Consider the following 15,692-nt stretch of genomic DNA (forward strand, 5'->3'; position numbering starts at 1 on the left):
CTAGGACATGATCTGACCTAATGGCCTCCTACCTTGACGACATGAGCCACAACGACAGCACCGCCGCCGAGGGGCGCGGGGAACTGCGCGACCAGCCACAGCGAACCGGCACCACCGGCACCGAGGGCGCCGCACCGGCCCTCACGGCGCTCTCCGCGCCCGCCCCCTCCGGTGAAGCGCACCGCTGGCTGGCCCTGGCCATCGTGATGGCCGCAGCCTTCATGGACCTGGTGGACGTAACGATCGTCAACATCGCCATCCCGTCCATCCAGCGGACCGCGCATGCCTCGGTGAGCCAGATCCAGTGGGTGACCGCCGGCTACGCCCTCGCCTTCGCCGCAGGCCTCATCACCGGTGGCCGTCTCGGTGACATCCACGGCCGCAAACGGATCTTCCTGCTCGGTATCGGCGGCTTCACCCTCGCCTCCGCCCTGTGCGGTCTCGCCGCGAACCCGGAGATGCTGGTCGCCTCCCGCATCCTGCAGGGCGGCATGGCGGCGATGATGGTGCCGCAGGTGCTGTCGATCGTGCACGCCACCTTCCCGGCCCACGAACGCGGCAAGGTGTTCGGTCTGTTCGGCGCGATCGTGGGACTGGGCGCGGTCTCCGGACCGCTGCTCGGCGCGCTGCTGACCGAGTGGAACCTGTTCGGCCTCGAATGGCGGCCCATCTTCCTCATCAACCTCCCCGTCGGCGTCCTGGCCTGGATACTCGGACGCCGCTTCATCACCGAATCGAAGGCCCCCAAGGCGCTGAAGCTGGACCTGGTCGGTGTCGCCCTGGTCTCGCTCGGCCTGCTGATGCTGCTCTACCCGCTCACCCGCGGACGCGAGCTGGGCTGGCCACTGTGGGGGTACGTCTGCATGGCCGGTGCGCTCGTCGTCTTCGTGGCGCTGGTGTCGTACGAAAAACGGAAGGCCGCCAGGGACGGTTCCCCCCTCGTCGAACTGTCCCTCTTCCGGGTGAAGAGCTTCGCCGCGGGCATCGCCGTGCAGACCGTCTTCGGTGTCGCGCTCGGCATCTTCTTCCTGGTCTGGACGCTGTACATGCAGGTCGGCCTGGGCTGGAGCCCGCTGCGGGCCGGGCTGACCGGGGTGCCGTTCTCCCTCGCGGTGTCCACGGCGGCCGGGATGTCGGTGCAGAAGCTGGTCCCGCGGTTCGGCCGGAAGGTGCTCCAGGCGGGCGCGCTGGTGATGGGCGCGGGCGTGCTGCTCTACCTGTGGGAGGCACACCGGTACGGCCTCGCCATCGCCTCCTGGCAGATGGCTCTGCCGCTGGTCGTGATGGGCGCCGGAATGGGGCTGATCGTGGCCCCGCTGACCGACGCGGTGCTCTCGGAGGTGCCGCGCGAGCACGCCGGTTCCGCCTCCGGGCTGATCAACACGGTGCAGCAGATGGGCAACGCGCTCGGCCTGGGTCTTGTGTCGGTGGTGTTCTTCGGCGAGATCGGCGACCGTCTGGCCCCGTCCCAGGCCGGCCCGGCCTTCGTGCACGCCTTCCAGCACGCGCTGTGGTGGGTCGCCGGGATCATGGGCGCGATCTTCCTGCTGATGTCCGCGCTGCCGCAGCGGCCCGCGCAGCATATGGAAGGGGCGGCGGACGAGGAGCTGCCGGTGGTGGAGAGGGAACCCGAGCTGGTGCCCTGACCGGGCTCGACGAGGGCCCGGCACCGAACAGGTGCCGGGCCCTCGTGTTGCCCGCGCGGGGCTCACCGTCTGACCGGAAGTCCGTTCATGCCCGATTGGAATCCGAACCTGTTTACTTTCCGGGAAGCCGGGCGTAGCCTCGCTTGAAACCACACGTTCGGGCATCTCTCGGAAGTGAACGGACATCGAGGCGGAGGCCAACGATATGTACGCACCGGAACGGCAGCAGGCGATCCTCCGGCTCGCACGTGACGGCGGCCGGGTGGACGTGCTGTCGCTCGCCGAGGAGTTCCAGGTCACGGCGGAGACGATCCGTCGCGATCTGAAGGCCCTCGACCGCGCCGGCCTCGTCCGCCGGGTGCACGGCGGTGCCATCCCGGTCGGCCGGCTCGACTTCGAACCGGACCTCGCCGAACGCGAGTCCACCGCCGCCGACGAGAAGGACCGCATCGCCAAGGCCGCCCTCGCCGAACTGCCGGCCGAGGGCACGGTGATCCTCGACGCCGGTACGACGGTCGCCCGGGTCGCCGCCGCGATCCCGCTGGAGGCCTCCCTGACCGTCGTCACGCACAGCCTGCCCATCGCCGCCCGCCTCGCCGACCACCCGGGCATCCAGCTCCATCTGGTCGGGGGGCGCGTACGGCACCGTACGCGCGCCGCCGTGGACGCCTGGGCGCTCCGCGCGTACGGCGAGATCCGCGCGGACGTGCTGTTCGTGGCCGCGAACGGCTTCTCCGCCGAGCACGGTCTGACCACCCCGGACCTCGCCGAGGCCGCGGTCAAGCGAGCCGCGGTCGCCGCCGCCCGCCGCGTGGTGCTGCTGGCCGACTCCGCCAAGCACGGCCAGGAGCATTTCGCCCGCTTCGGCGACCTGAGCGACGTGGACCTGCTGATCACCGACAGCGGGCTGAGCCCCGAGGACGCCGCCGTCATCGAGCGCGGCGGCACGGAAGTAGCGCGCGCATGATCCTCACCGTCACCCCCAATCCCTCCCTCGACCGCACCTACGAGGTCCAGGCCCTCAAGCGCGGCGAGGTCATCCGTGCCGAGACCGAGCGGATGGATCCCGGCGGCAAGGGCGTGAACGTCTCGCGCGCCGTCGCGGCCGCCCGTCGGCGCACAGTCGCCGTTCTGCCCCTGGGTGGTGCGCCGGGGGCGCTCATCGCCGACCTGCTCGACGCGCAGGGCATCGAGGTCGCGCCGGTCCCGGTCGCCGGTGCCACCCGCTCCAACATCGCGCTCGCCGAGTCCGACGGGGTGCTCACCAAGATCAACGCGCCGGGGCCGGAGTTGTCGGCGGCCGAACAGGAACTGCTCCTGGACACCGTGCGCGAGCAGTCCCGTGACGCCGACTGGATCGCGTGCTGCGGCAGCCTGCCCCGGGGGCTCGCGCCCTCGTGGTACGCCGATGTCGTCGCGCGGGCGCACGCCGGGGGTGCGCGCATCGCGCTCGACACCTCGGGGCCTGCGCTGCTGGAGGCGCTGCGCGCGCGGCCCGATGTGGTGAAGCCCAACGCCGAGGAGCTCGCGGAAGCCGTCGGGCGCCCCCTCGCGACCCTGGGCGACGCGCTGAAGGCAGCCGAGGAGGTGCGCGGCATGGGCGCGCGCGCCGTGCTCGCGAGCCTGGGCGCCGACGGGCAGCTCCTGGTGGAGGACAAGGGCGCCTGGTTCGCGACCGCGCGGGTGGACACCGTCCGCAGCAACGTCGGCGCCGGCGACTCCTCCCTCGCCGGCTTCCTCATCGCCGGCGGCAGCGGCCCCGAGGCCCTCGCCTCCGCCGTCGCCCACGGCGCCGCCGCCGTCCAGCTCCCCGGCAGCGTCATGCCGACCCCCGCCGACCTGGACCCGGCGGCGGTGACCGTCACGGCCGAGATCCCCCTCGACCGTGAACTGACGGAGCCGGTCTCATGACCCCGCTCGCGCTTCGCTGCGCACGCCCCGGCACCCGGCGGCTGGGCGCGCGCCCCAGCACCACGCCCCCGGGCGCCCCCACCCGACCGGCCCCGAAGCGGCAGGCCCCGCCGCCACTCGCCGCTGCCACCGGGCGGCACCTCCGTCCGAGCCGGTACGCCGTCGCCCGAAGGCGGGGTTTCCCCGGCCCCGCCTCCCGCCCGACCTCACACCCCCACCGCACCCCCGTCCCCCTCTCCGCCCACCCCTTCCCACGGGCGATACGCGTGCATAGGAGCCCGCGATGAGCGACATGATCACCGCGGACCTGGTCGATCTCGACCTGTCCGCCGACACCAAGGAAGCTGCGGCGCGCGTCCTCGCCGAGCGCATGGTGGCCCAGGGCCGGGTGACCGACCTGGAGGGCTTCCTCGCCGACGTCGCCGCCCGCGAGGCCCAGATGCCGACCGGCCTCGACGGCGGCATCGGCATCCCGCACTGCCGCAGCGCCCACGTCACCGAGCCGACCCTCGCCTTCGGCCGCAGCGCCACGGGCATCGACTTCGGCGCCGCGGACGGCCCGGCGGACCTCATCTTCCTGATCGCGGCACCCGCCGGCGCCGACGACGCCCACCTCACGATCCTTTCCTCACTGGCCCGCCAGCTGATGAACACCGAGTTCACCTCGGCACTGCGCGCGGCGGCCGGCGCACAGACGGCGGCGGCACTGATCCGCGGGGACGAGGCACCGGGTGCGGCGCAGGCGCCGACGGCGTCCTCGGGGGAGGCCGCGGAGACGGGGGCGGGTGCGGGCGCGGCTCGCAGCGCTGGGGGCGCGGATTCGGGCGCGGGCGCGAACGCTGCGGCGGGTGCTGCTCAAGGCGGCACGGGTGCCACAGATGTCACCTCCGACTCAGGCGGCACAGCCGGCACAGGCGCGGCCGCCGCTGAGAGTGCCGCGGGCGCCTCCGAAGACACCGCTGCGGCGCCGGTGGCGGCCTCCGCCGGCGCCGCGGCGGCCACTACGGCCGCCACCACGGCGCAGGCGCCCGGCGCACCCGCCCCGGCGCAGGCGACCCCTGGCGGCGTCGCCTCCGCCGGCGACTCCGGCGAGCGCCCCTTCCGTATCGTCGCCGTCACCTCCTGCCCGACCGGCATCGCGCACACCTACATGGCGGCCGAGTCCCTTGAAAACGCGGGCCGCGAGGCGGGCGTCGAGCTGATCGTCGAGACCCAGGGCTCGGCCGGCTTCAGCCGGCTGGACCCGGCGGTGATCGCGGCGGCGGACGGCGTGATCTTCGCGCACGACGTCCCCGTACGCGACAAGGACCGCTTCGCCGGCAAGCCCACCGTCGACGTCGGAGTGAAGGCGGGCATCAACCGCGCCGCCGAACTCATCACGCAGGTCCGCGGGAAGGCGGCGCGCGGCGAGGCGAGCGCGCCGGCGCCCGCGTCGGGCGGCACGCCGGTCGAGCGCGCGGGCGACTCCACCGAGGGCTACGGCACCAAGCTCCGCAAGTGGCTGATGAGCGGCGTGAGCTACATGGTTCCGTTCGTCGCCGCGGGCGGCCTCCTCATCGCCCTGGGCTTCGCGATCGGCGGCTACAAGATCAACAAGGCGCCGTCGGTGATGGACCACTTCGTGTGGACCCAGGCCGGCAGCTGGGGCGCCCTGTCCTTCCAGATCGGCGTCGTCGCCTTCGGCTTCCTCGTCCCGGTCCTGGCCGGCTACATCGCCTACGGCATGGCCGACCGGCCCGGCCTCGTCCCCGGCTTCGTGGGCGGCGCGATCTCACTGACCATCAACGCGGGCTTCCTCGGCGGCCTGGCGGCCGGTCTGATCGCCGGTGGCGTGGTGCTGGCGATCCAGAAGGTGCGGATCCCCCCGGCGTTGCGCGGCATCATGCCGGTGGTGGTGATCCCGCTGATCTCCTCGGCGATCGTCGGATTCCTGATGTTCGTCGTGATCGGCAAGCCCATCGCAGGCGCCCAGAAAGGCCTCACCGGCTGGCTGAACGGCCTCACCGGTACCAACGCGATCCTGCTCGGCGCCCTGCTCGGCCTCATGATGTGCTTCGACCTGGGCGGCCCGGTCAACAAGGTCGCCTACACCTTCGCCACCGCCGGCATCGCGGTCTCGAACCCCAGCGACTCCGCGATGAAGATCATGGCGGCGGTGATGGCGGCCGGCATGGTTCCGCCGCTGGCGATGGCCCTGGCCACCACCGTGCGCGGCAGGCTGTTCACCCAGACCGAGCGCGAGAACGGCAAGGCCGCCTGGGTCCTGGGCGCCTCCTTCATCTCCGAGGGCGCGATCCCGTTCGCGGCGGCCGACCCGCTGCGCGTGATCCCCTCGGCGATGGCCGGCGGCGCACTCACCGGCGCCCTGTCGATGGCCTTCGGCGCCACCCTGCGTGCCCCGCACGGCGGCATCTTCGTGGTCCCGCTGATCGGCAACCCGTTCCTGTACCTCATCGCCATCGCGGCCGGTGTCTGCGCGACCACGGCTCTGGTCGTCTTCCTCAAGGGGCTGCGTAAGCCGGCCCCCGAGAACACGGCCGGTGACCCCGCCGCGGACACCGCCACCACGACGAAGGAGAGCAAGCAGCCCGTAGCGGCCTGACACCGCGCCACGGCCTCGCCATGCGCTTGTCCCTTTAGTTCGCTGTGAGTTGTTCACGGCACCTGCGAGATACGTCACGGTCCGGGGCCAAAGTCCCGGACCGTGGTGTGTACTGGGGTGCATGCCAGAGCATGTCCCGACTCTCCAGCTGATCGGCGCGATCGTCCTCACACTGATCGGTGTCGCCTGGGCGATCGGCGTCATGCGCCTGCTGCGCCGCTTCCGTGCGGAGGCCCTCCGAGAGCTCCCGGCTGTCCGCCTCCCGGCTCTCCCGCCTCAGCCGCAGGCCGGCCCGCCGCTGGAGTCGGTGGAGCTGACCCCGGCGGAAGAGGACGCTTTCGCCGGGCTGGTACGGCAACTCGGCCATCACTGACCCGCGAGGGGCCCTGCGTCGGCCGCCTCAGGCCGGGCGCTATCCCTGTCGCGCCGCGCGCCGCTCCATGGCGCCCCGGGCCGCGTCCTCCGACATGTAGACCTCGCACATGTGCCGACCGTCGGGCGTCGCCGTGTGCTCGACCTCCCACAGGGAGACCTCACTGCCGTCCGGCAGCAGGAACGCGTGCTCGTACAGCGCGTAGGTCAGCCCCGCGCGGCCGGCGCGCCCCGGGCGGCCGAATGCCTGCGTGATCTCGTGCGCGGTCGCCGTCGCCAGCAGCGCCGCCGTCTGCGCGTCCGGCCGGTCGGGATTCTCCGCACGGCGCAGAAGCCGGCGCGCATGGTCCGCCGAGTCGTCGGAGACGAACGCGTGCCGCGGCTCCGGAATCGCCGACAGCCGCATCAGCGCGGGCAGCTCGAACTCCGGCGTCTGAGGCGGCATCCCGAGCCGCGCCGTGGCCGTCTGCAGCTCCTCCTGGTCGACGTACACCTCACTTACCGGGGCGCCGCCCGGCGTGGGGTTGTGCACGAGCTCCCACAGCGTGATCGCGGAGCCGTCGGCGAGCAGCCAGGTGTGCCGGTACGTCTCCCGGTGCAGCCCCGCGCTGTGGTACGCCGAGTGCAGCGAACTGTCCTGCATCAGTGCGTAGTCGAGCTGCCGTATCACCTCGTCGGGCAGTTCGAAGGAGTTCAGGGCACGGCCGAGGAGCCGCTCGAGATGCTCCTCCGGAGACTCGGGCGACTCGGCTGGTTCGTACGCTGCCGTCTCGTACGGAACGCTCAAGGTTTCTCCCGGCGTTGCTGCATGTCACCTTGTGGGTGCATACCGTAGCCCCTCGGTCGGACATCATGTCCGGGAACCGAGAAAACGTACGCCGGGAAAACGCACGGGCCGCGCGGGAAGTTCCCGCGCGGCCTCACGTCACGTCAAAAGCTGCCGGTCAGGCGGCACTTCCGGCGGTCCAGGCGCTCCACGACATGTTCCAGCCGTTGAGGCCGTTGTCCGGGGAGACCGCCGAGTCCGGGGAGTTCTTCACGATCACGACGTCACCGAGGAGGGAGTTGTCGAAGAACCACTTGGCCGGCGTGGCGCCCTGCCCGCCCTGCACGTCCGCGAGCCCGACGCAGCCATGGCTGGTGCCCTCGCGGCCGAAGGGCGGATTGCCCCTGTTGTACCAGTAGTTGCCGTGGATGAAGGTACCGGAGTCCGTCAGGCGCATCGCGTGCGGGACGTCCGGGATGTTGTACGCGTTGCCGAGGCCGACCGTCCGGCTGTCCATGGGCGTCTGCGTGAACTTCTCGGAGATCACCATCTGCCCGTTGTACGTGGTGTGATCCGGGCTGCCGGTGGAGATCGGAATCGTCTTGATCGTCCGGCCGTCCCGCACCACGGTCATGGTCTGCGTGTTGGCGTCGACCGTGGAGACCTGCGACCGCCCGACGGTGAAGGTGACGGTCTTGTTCTGCACCCCGTGGATGCCCTTGGCGCCCTCGACCCCGTCCAGGTCGATCTTCATCGTGACCTTGGAGCCGGCCTTCCAGTACTCCTGCGGCCGGAAGTCCAGTCGCTGGTTCCCGAACCAGTGCCCGACCACCTGCTGGCCACTGCTGGAGTTGACCGTGATGTGCGACTGCACGGCCTTCTTGTCGGTGATCGACTTGTCGAACGTGAACGACACCGGCATGCCCACCCCGACCGTGGTGCCGTTGTCCGGGGAGTAGGTGCCGACGAAACTGTCCGCCGACGTGACGGTCGTGAAGATGGACTTGGTCGCGGTGGTGCGTCCGTCGGCGTCCTTCGCGGTCGCGTCGATCTCGTACTTCGTCCCGCGTTCCAGCTGCTGCTTCGGCTTCCAGCTGCTGCCGTCCGCCGATATCGCCCCGGACACGGTCTGCGCCGTCCCGGCCACGGTCATCTTCACGCCGGTCAGCTTGCCGCCGCTGACCTGCACGCCGGTCGCGTTGATGGACGCGCCGGTCGAACCGTCCCTGGCAGAGATCAGGATCCTCGCCGTCGGTGCCTTGGGGGAGTCCTTGCCGCCCTTGCCCTCGTCGGTGGCGTTGGCGCTGCCACCGCAGGCGGTCAGGGTGAGGCTGCCGACCATCAGGGCGGCACAGGCCCCCAGTACGCGCCGCGCGGCAATGTCCGGCGTTGTCACGGGCTGCTCCAGGTTCGTGTGATGTGCGTGATCCGTTCCAGTACGTGGAGAAAGAGGGCGCGGGTGCGGGGGAGGTTCCCTCCGTTTTTCATGAACGCCATCACGTGACAGAACCGCGACAATTCAAGCCCGACGGGCACCTCGGCCCGCGGCGTACGCGCCACCCCTAACGCGCCCCGTACAACTCCCCGTACGACGGCCACGCCCCGCCCGGACCGTCGACCGACTCGGCGGCGCGTACGCCCCGCACGATCGCGCGGGTCACCACGTCCGCCCCGGCCGCGAGGATGTCGTTGAGCGCCAACGGGTGCTCGGCGAGCGAGTGAGCGCCGGTCGCCAGCGCGAACACCGTGTCGCCGTCGTGCATGAGGTGCACCGGCCGAACGCCGCGCGCGATTCCGTCGTGCGCCGTGCCCGCCAGCTTCTGCGCCTGTGCCTTGGACAGGCCCGCGTCGGTCGCGACCACCGCAAGTGTCGTGTTGAGCGGGGGCGGTGCGTTCGTGGCGGCGCTTTCGTCGAGGCGCCGCCGCGCCGCCTCGTGCACGCGCTCCTCGGGATACTCCACCCGTCCCTGGCACAACTCCCCGTACAGCGCGCCCGTTTCGGGTTCGAGCACCGACCCCGCCGCGTTCACCACCACCAGCGCGGCCACGGTGATACCCGAGTCGAGCACCGTGCTCGCGGTGCCCACCCCGCCCTTGATCCGCCCCGCCACGGCGCCCGTACCGGCCCCGACGCACCCCTCCGGCACCCGCGCGCCCGGCCCACTCGCCGCCGCGGCCTGGACCGCCGCGCGTCCCGTCGCCGCGTCCGGCCGCGCACCGAAGTCCCCGCCGCGCCCCAGGTCGAACACGCACGCGGCGGGCACGACCGGCACGACATGCGCCGGATCCGGCCCCACCCGCACTCCACGCCCCTGCTCCTCCAGCCAGGCCATCACACCGGACGCCGCGTCGAGCCCGTACGCGCTGCCACCGGTCAGCACGACCGCATCGACGCGGTGCACCACGTTGCGCGGGTCGAGCGCGTCGGTCTCCCTGGTGCCGGGGCCGCCGCCGCGTACGTCCACGGCGGCGACCGCGCCGTCCTGCGGAGCGAGAACGACCGTGGTGCCGGTGAGCCAGCCGTCCCCGCTGCGGGCGGCGTGCCCCACCCGCACCCCGGCGACGTCCGTGATTGCGTCAACTGTCATGGGGCCAGTGTCGCCGGTCCACGCGCCTGCGAGGGCTCAGGCGGCCGGAGCGGTGGCGCTCGCCGCGCGCTCGCGCCCGGCCATACGCGCCGTCAGCGTCACTCCGGTCGCGACCGCGGCCGAGGACACGAACCCGGCCGCGAGCACCGCCCAGTCGCCCAGGAAGGTGCAGCAGATCACCAGCAGCGCCGTGACCGGGAGGACCAGCTGCTGGGCGATGCCGACCTTGAAGTGCCGCGAGTGCAGCGCCCAGACGGTCAGCAGATACAGCGCCGTGGGCAGTGTCACCGCTGCCGACGCGGACAGCCTGGAGATGTGCGTGGTGCCGACCGCGTGCTCCACGGCCACCTCCAGGCCGGCGCCGATCGCCGCGGCGGAGGCGAAGATCAGGTAGTGCCCGTAACCCCACAGGAACGCCTGGTCGTTGGCCCGCAGGTGGCCGTGGATGGGCACCACGAAATAGATCCACCACGCGGAGAACACGATCAGGAGCCCGCCCGCCGCGATCGGCAGCAACTCGCCCAGCGCCTGATGCTCTTCCACGGCCGACTTCACGGCCACGGTCGCCGCGGCGACCGTCTCGCCGAGCACGATGATGGTGAACAGGCCGTAGCGCTCGGCGATGTGATGCGGATGCCAGGAGGTCTCGTGACCCCTCTCGGCGTACAAAGGCACGCACATCTCGGCGATCGCCATCACGAGGAACACCCAGGGCCGGGCGGGCTCCGGCAGCAGCACCAGCCCGAGCCAGCCGATCTGGCACAGCAGCATGCCGCGTGCGTATCGCAACGCCGTGGTTCTCTCGGCGCCCTCGGCCGCTCTCGCGGCTCTCAGCCACTGTGCGGACATGGCCAGACGCATGATCACGTAGCCGAGCCAGACCACCAGGTAGTCGTGCTGCTGGAAAGCCCGGGAGATTCCCGCCGCCAGCACCAGCACGCCGGCGATCTGCACCAGGGTGACGACCCGGTACAGCGCGTCGTCGTTGTCGTACGCCGAGGCGAACCAGGTGAAGTTCATCCAGGCCCACCAGATGGCGAAGAACTGCATGGCGTAGTCGAGGATGCCGTCGCCCGCGTGCCCTGCGGCGACCGCGTGCACCAGTTGCACGCCCGCCTGCGCGATCGCCACGACGAAGCACAGGTCGAAGAAGAGCTCTAGCGGGGAGGAGACCCGGTGCGCCTCGTCGCGCCCGCGCGCGGTGAGCCGGCGCAGGGGGCCGGAGGGCTTTGGCGCGCCCGGGGAGGCGGGCGCCGGAGCGGAACTCGACGTCATGCCTCCCAGGACAGCAGAAATCCGGCCCAAAATCTTGTGAACGTGTTCACACGTGGACAAGCATCTATAAATCCGGGCAAAAGTGCAGATCAGGCGGGCTTCTCGGTCGTCGGGCGTGGGGCGCCGGGACCTTCGGGCGCCGCTGTGGACGTCCGGGCCGGGACCGTACCCTTGAGGCATGAGCACCGCCCCCGCATCCGAGCCCCGCGACCCGAAGCCCGCGCTGGTCTTCGACGACCCGCTGGACCGGCAGTCCTCGGACGACACCGATCGCGGATGGGGTGAGCGCACGGAGGGCGACAGCGTCGCCGACCTCAAGCGCTTCCTCGACGAGAAGCCGCCCCACCACCTGTGAGCCGTCCGCGGCGGCGCCGCTAGCGCTCGTCGTGCCCCGATCCGCGCTGAGCGACCAGCGCGTCCCGGATCTCCTTGAGCACCTCCAGCTCGGTCACCTCGATGACCTCCTTCGTGCCCTCCCGCGCCGCCTTGCGGGCCGCCTGCCGCGCCAGGTACTTCGACATCGGCAGGACCATCAGGAAGTACACCACCGTCGCGGTGATCAGGAAGGTCAGCGCGGCACCGAGGACGGAGCCCCACATCAGCCGGATGCCGTGGGTGCCTTTGCACGTGGAGCTCAGGCACGAGCTGTAATTGTCCAGGTTCTGCGTCCCGATCGCGCCGACCAGCGGGTTGATGATCCCCTTCACCACCGAGTTCACGATGTTCGAGAAGGCCGCGCCGATGACCACCGCGACTGCCAGATCGACGACGTTGCCGCGCATCAGGAAGGCCTTGAAGCCCTGCCAGACACTCGGTTTCTGCTGCTCGCTCACCTCGGGGACTCTCCTCGCATGCACAGGGTGTGGAACGAAACGCTCCGCAACCTACGGCACGGTGCGGGCCTTGTGTCCAGCCCCCGGGCTTGATCGAGCGACTTGACAGCAGGCCGCCGAGAAAGCGTCGGAGCCGGTTCAGCACAGCGTCACCGCCAGGCGTGCCGTGGCGCTCGCACCGACGAGCCGCGCCGCCGTGGCACGCGGCACCGAGAGCACGACCAGCGCCCCGCTCTCGCCACCGCTCTCCACAGGCTGGGGCACCTTGGTCACCCGTACGCCTCGGGCCAGCACACGGGCGACGCCGCCGGCCGACGGGTCCTCGGCGGCAATGACGTCCACGTGGTCGCCGGGCCGTAGGAGCCGGACGGTGGCCGCGTCGGCGATCCGTACCGGCGCCGTCACGACATTCGCTGCCGCGTGCCGGCGTACGGGCACGGTGACCGGGTGACCGCGGGCCTGTTCCGCGCGGTGCGGTTCGGCCCCGGTGCGCGGGCCCGCGGCAACGAGCGCGGCCGCGGTCACCGCGAGGCCGGCCGCGACGGCCCGCCTGCGGTGCCGTACGAGCCGCTGCAGCTGATACCGCCCGCCGCGTACGCGCACGGGTGGGAACTGCGGGACCTCACGGGTCGCCGGGGCGTCCGTGCCCAGCGGACGCGGCAGCCGGAGGGGAGGTGGGGAAGGACGAGAGGGCGAGGACGGATGCGGGGACGACGAGGACCAGGGCACGGGAATCACCGCCTGCGACGAGGAATTCGGCTTGCGATGCCACGATGAGGCCTCGCGCCGGATCCCGCCGGAGCCGGTGGACCACGGGCGGATTGTGGACAACTCGCCCACCCGAACGGGGAATTCCGCTCGGTTGTCCACCGGCCCCACCGGCTCGTCCGCTGTTCGTCCACAGGGTGCTCGTCCACGGCACCCGGGGACTCCTCGCGAGTGCGCTACGGCAGCTCGAAGCCCGGATCCATCCCGCCGAGCGCGTCCACGCACAGGCAGTCCCGTGCGCCGGTCTCCGGAAGCGCCGCCACCGCGTCGAACAGCACATCGCGCAGCCGGTCCACGTTCGCCGCGAACACTTGCAGCACCTCCTCGTGCGAGACGCCCTCACCGGTCTCGGCGCCCGCGTCGAGGTCGGTGACCAGGGTCAGCGACGTGTAGCAGAGCTCCAGCTCCCGGGCGAGCGCCGCTTCGGGGTGACCGGTCATGCCCACGACCGACCAGCCCTGCGCCCGGTGCCACAACGATTCGGCACGTGTCGAGAAGCGCGGTCCCTCGACCACGACCAGCGTGCCGCCGTCCACCGGCTCCCAGTCCCGTCCTCGGGCGGCCTTCAGGGCGACGGCCCGTCCGGCGGGGCAGTAGGGGTCGGCCATGGAGACGTGCACGACGTTCGGCACGGTGCCGTCGGGCAGCGGCAACCCGTCGAAGTACGACTGCATCCGGGACTTCGTACGGTCCACGAACTGGTCCGGCACGAGGAGGGTCCCGGGGCCGTACTCGGGCTGCAGGCCGCCCACCGCACTGGGGCCGAGCACCTGCCGGACGCCGACGGAACGCAGCGCCCACAGGTTGGCGCGGTAGTTGATGCGATGCGGCGGCAGGTGGTGGCCGCGGCCGTGCCGGGGCAGGAAGGCGACCCGCCGGCCGGCGATCTCGCCGAGGAAGAGGGAGTCGCTGGGCGGCCCGTAGGGGGTCTCCACCTGGACCTCGGTCACGTCGTCGAGGAACGAGTAGAAGCCCGAGCCGCCGATTACGCCGATCTCTGCGTTCGCCATGAACCGAACATTAGCGGGCGGCGAAACCGTGGGGGAGCCCGATTCCACAAGCGCCGAAGACCCTGCCGTCGTATGACGGCAGGGTCCGGGGAAGAGGGGTCAGGCCGCGGAGCTGCTGGTGGAGCTCGACGAAGGCGACGAGGAGGACGACGAGGACGCCGACGACGCCGACGACTTGGAGTCGGACGAGGAGGAGCCGGCCGACGACGTGCTCGACGGCTTCGACGCCGGGCTGCTGCTCGACGTGGAGCCGCGGGAATCGTTGCGGTAGAAGCCGGAGCCCTTGAAGACGATGCCGACCGCGGAGAACACCTTCTTCAGGCGGCCACCGCAGCTGGGGCACTCGGTCAAGGCGTCATCGGTGAACTTCTGCACCGCCTCAAGGCCCTCGCCGCACTCGGTGCACTGGTACTGGTAGGTCGGCACTGTCTTCCTCCTGGCACTCTCACTCGATGAGTGCTAACGACGAACCATAGTGACGTATTCCGGGGGATCAGTCCACCGTCACCGGCACGCGGTGACCGACGCCACGTGCGACGGTGCGGTTCTGCCGGCGTGCGACCAGCCGCGAGCGCAGCGTCAGCAGGGTCGCCAGCGCGAGCACGGTGCCGGCCATCGGCACCAGGAATCCCGCGCCGCCCCACAGCCGGTCCTCGAGCTGCCCGGCGACGGTGACGGCCGCCGCCTGCCCGAGCGCGACCGCGCCGGTCAGCCAGGTGAAGGCCTCGGTGCGGGCACCGGCCGGGACCAGGCCCTCGACCAGCGTGTAGCCGGTGATCAGCGCCGGCGCGATGCACATGCCGACCAGCAGGCCGAGCCCGGCGAGCAGCAGGACCGAGTGTGCCGTCCACAGCGCGGACGCGACGATCGCGAGCCCCGTGTAGCCGACGACCAGGCGGTGCTGGGGGGTGGTCTTCCAGGCGATCGCGCCGCAGACGATGCCGGACAGCATGTTTCCGGCGGCGAAGACGCCGTACAGGACGCCGTTCAGGCCGGGCTCGCCGATCGACTCGGTGAACGCCGCCAGCGACACCTGCATGCCGCCGAAGACGGAGCCGATGCCCAGGAAGGTCACGACCAGCACGCGCACGCCCGGCACGCGCAGGGCGGAGGCGTGCTTCACGCGCGCGTGCCCGCTGTCCCGGCTCACCGGCGGCTGCGTGCCCTTCTGCGCCGCGAACAGCAGACCGCCGACGAGGGTCAGCGCGCCCTCCGTGACCAGGCCGGCCGCCGGTGTCACCGTGGTGCACAGCGCGGTCGCCAGCAGCGGACCGAAGACGAACGTCAGCTCGTCCGTGACCGACTCGAACGCCGCCGCGGTGGTCATCAGGGGCGAGCCCTGCAGCTTCACGCCCCAGCGGGCACGCACCATGGGACCGACCTGCGGCACCGAGGCGCCGGTCGGGACGGCCGCCAGGAACAGCGCCCACAGGGGCGCGTGTGCCAGCGCGAGCGCCGTCAGCGACAGGCCCGCCACGGTGTGCACGAGAACGCCGGGGATCAGCACGGCGCGCTGGCCGTAGCGGTCCGCGAGGCGGCCGCTGTAGGGCGCGAACAGCGCCATGGAGACACCGGTGGCGGCCGCGGTGGCGCCCGCGGCGCCGTACGAGCCGGTGGTGTGCTGCACCAGCAGCACGATCGAGAGGGTGAGCATCGCGAACGGCTGACGCGCCGCGAAACCGGGGAGCAGGAAGGTCCAGGCGCCGCGGGTGCGCAGCAGCTGTCCGTATCCCGGGCGGGACGAGGCCGGCGAGGTCTTCTCCGGTTCGGTGGTGGTGACCGTGGATCCCACGGCCCGTGCCTTTCTGCCGCCTGGTAGCGCGGGCCTTGTGCGGCCCGGGTGCCGAGAGCTGTCCTCTTGCGCGGACTGCGGTAGATACCGGCGCCCACTGCGGGTGGGGAGGCCCGGCCGCCATACGGT

Annotated in this window: 15 protein-coding genes; 6 read left to right on the forward strand and 9 right to left on the reverse strand. The window is 71.6% G+C overall.

Features of this window, described 5'->3' with window-relative positions; translation table 11 throughout:
• Window positions 1-41: 41 nt before the first annotated feature.
• From BFF78_RS24350 to BFF78_RS24370, 5 genes are all read left to right on the forward strand, one after another.
• Entirely contained in the window at window positions 42-1,646 is a 1,605-nt protein-coding gene (locus BFF78_RS24350; protein WP_418346681.1) for an MFS transporter, read from the forward strand.
• 205 nt (window positions 1,647-1,851) lie between these two features.
• Window positions 1,852-2,613, forward strand: coding sequence for a DeoR/GlpR family DNA-binding transcription regulator (locus tag BFF78_RS24355; RefSeq protein WP_069780339.1), 762 nt, complete (start codon window positions 1,852-1,854; stop codon window positions 2,611-2,613).
• Complete coding sequence (pfkB, locus tag BFF78_RS24360) at window positions 2,610-3,557, forward strand: 1-phosphofructokinase (protein ID WP_069780340.1); 948 nt, start codon at window positions 2,610-2,612, stop codon at window positions 3,555-3,557. Before BFF78_RS24355 ends, pfkB begins: the two co-directional genes overlap by 4 nt.
• 283 nt (window positions 3,558-3,840) lie before the next feature.
• Window positions 3,841-6,159, forward strand: a complete 2,319-nt coding sequence (locus BFF78_RS24365) for a PTS fructose transporter subunit IIABC (RefSeq protein WP_069780341.1) — start codon at window positions 3,841-3,843, stop codon at window positions 6,157-6,159.
• 121 nt (window positions 6,160-6,280) lie between these two features.
• Window positions 6,281-6,532: a hypothetical protein gene (locus BFF78_RS24370; RefSeq protein ID WP_069780342.1), complete on the forward strand. Its 252-nt coding sequence runs from the start codon at window positions 6,281-6,283 to the stop codon at window positions 6,530-6,532.
• A 39-nt stretch (window positions 6,533-6,571) separates the two neighbouring features.
• Here BFF78_RS24370 and BFF78_RS24375 read toward each other — a convergent pair whose 3' ends face one another.
• The 4 genes from BFF78_RS24375 to BFF78_RS24390 all read right to left on the reverse strand — a co-directional run bounded on the left by BFF78_RS24375 (window position 6,572) and on the right by BFF78_RS24390 (window position 11,160).
• Window positions 6,572-7,318, reverse strand: a complete 747-nt coding sequence (locus BFF78_RS24375) for a DUF6227 family protein (RefSeq protein ID WP_069780343.1) — start codon at window positions 7,316-7,318, stop codon at window positions 6,572-6,574.
• A gap of 157 nt (window positions 7,319-7,475) precedes the next feature.
• The gene (locus BFF78_RS24380) at window positions 7,476-8,693 is read right to left on the reverse strand and encodes a L,D-transpeptidase (RefSeq protein WP_193433529.1); all 1,218 of its coding nucleotides are present in this window, start codon (window positions 8,691-8,693) and stop codon (window positions 7,476-7,478) included.
• 166 nt (window positions 8,694-8,859) lie between these two features.
• Window positions 8,860-9,885, reverse strand: a complete 1,026-nt coding sequence (locus BFF78_RS24385; RefSeq protein ID WP_099054919.1) for a P1 family peptidase — start codon at window positions 9,883-9,885, stop codon at window positions 8,860-8,862.
• Window positions 9,886-9,921: 36 nt separating this feature from the next.
• The gene (locus BFF78_RS24390; protein ID WP_069780344.1) at window positions 9,922-11,160 is read right to left on the reverse strand and encodes a low temperature requirement protein A; all 1,239 of its coding nucleotides are present in this window, start codon (window positions 11,158-11,160) and stop codon (window positions 9,922-9,924) included.
• Between the two features lie 178 nt (window positions 11,161-11,338).
• On the opposite strand from BFF78_RS24390, the gene BFF78_RS44860 reads away from it, so the two are divergent.
• On the forward strand, window positions 11,339-11,515 hold the full coding sequence (locus tag BFF78_RS44860) for a hypothetical protein (RefSeq protein WP_099054920.1): 177 nt from the start codon (window positions 11,339-11,341) through the stop codon (window positions 11,513-11,515).
• 19 nt (window positions 11,516-11,534) lie between these two features.
• On the opposite strand, the gene mscL is transcribed toward BFF78_RS44860, so the two are convergent.
• The 5 genes from mscL to BFF78_RS24410 all read right to left on the reverse strand — a co-directional run bounded on the left by mscL (window position 11,535) and on the right by BFF78_RS24410 (window position 15,563).
• Window positions 11,535-11,993, reverse strand: a complete 459-nt coding sequence (gene mscL, locus BFF78_RS24395) for a large conductance mechanosensitive channel protein MscL (protein WP_069780345.1) — start codon at window positions 11,991-11,993, stop codon at window positions 11,535-11,537.
• A 138-nt stretch (window positions 11,994-12,131) separates the two neighbouring features.
• Window positions 12,132-12,656 (reverse strand): RcpC/CpaB family pilus assembly protein, encoded by a 525-nt coding sequence (locus tag BFF78_RS24400; protein WP_099055089.1) that lies wholly within the window; start codon window positions 12,654-12,656, stop codon window positions 12,132-12,134.
• A 281-nt stretch (window positions 12,657-12,937) separates the two neighbouring features.
• Entirely contained in the window at window positions 12,938-13,771 is an 834-nt protein-coding gene (locus BFF78_RS24405; protein ID WP_069780346.1) for an S-methyl-5'-thioadenosine phosphorylase, read from the reverse strand.
• Between the two features lie 99 nt (window positions 13,772-13,870).
• A complete protein-coding gene (locus BFF78_RS43590; protein ID WP_079161457.1) occupies window positions 13,871-14,197 on the reverse strand; it encodes an FmdB family zinc ribbon protein in 327 nt (108 codons plus the stop codon).
• 67 nt (window positions 14,198-14,264) lie between these two features.
• On the reverse strand, window positions 14,265-15,563 hold the full coding sequence (locus BFF78_RS24410) for an MFS transporter (RefSeq protein ID WP_069780347.1): 1,299 nt from the start codon (window positions 15,561-15,563) through the stop codon (window positions 14,265-14,267).
• Between the last annotated feature and the right edge of the window lie 129 nt (window positions 15,564-15,692).

The organism is Streptomyces fodineus (genome assembly GCF_001735805.1).
GTDB lineage: Bacteria > Actinomycetota > Actinomycetes > Streptomycetales > Streptomycetaceae > Streptomyces > Streptomyces fodineus.

What these genes read in the sequence shown, in the direction of transcription:
- pfkB (WP_069780340.1), top strand. Translation starts at nt 2,610, where the DNA reads ATGATCCTCACCGTCACCCCCAATCCCTCCCTCGACCGCACCTACGAG.
- BFF78_RS24350 (WP_418346681.1), top strand. Translation starts at nt 42, where the DNA reads ATGAGCCACAACGACAGCACCGCCGCCGAGGGGCGCGGGGAACTGCGC.
- BFF78_RS24365 (WP_069780341.1), top strand. Translation starts at nt 3,841, where the DNA reads ATGAGCGACATGATCACCGCGGACCTGGTCGATCTCGACCTGTCCGCC.
- BFF78_RS24370 (WP_069780342.1), top strand. Translation starts at nt 6,281, where the DNA reads ATGCCAGAGCATGTCCCGACTCTCCAGCTGATCGGCGCGATCGTCCTC.
- BFF78_RS24385 (WP_099054919.1), bottom strand. Translation starts at nt 9,885, where the DNA reads ATGACAGTTGACGCAATCACGGACGTCGCCGGGGTGCGGGTGGGGCAC.
- BFF78_RS24355 (WP_069780339.1), top strand. Translation starts at nt 1,852, where the DNA reads ATGTACGCACCGGAACGGCAGCAGGCGATCCTCCGGCTCGCACGTGAC.
- BFF78_RS24405 (WP_069780346.1), bottom strand. Translation starts at nt 13,771, where the DNA reads ATGGCGAACGCAGAGATCGGCGTAATCGGCGGCTCGGGCTTCTACTCG.
- BFF78_RS44860 (WP_099054920.1), top strand. Translation starts at nt 11,339, where the DNA reads ATGAGCACCGCCCCCGCATCCGAGCCCCGCGACCCGAAGCCCGCGCTG.
- BFF78_RS24390 (WP_069780344.1), bottom strand. Translation starts at nt 11,160, where the DNA reads ATGACGTCGAGTTCCGCTCCGGCGCCCGCCTCCCCGGGCGCGCCAAAG.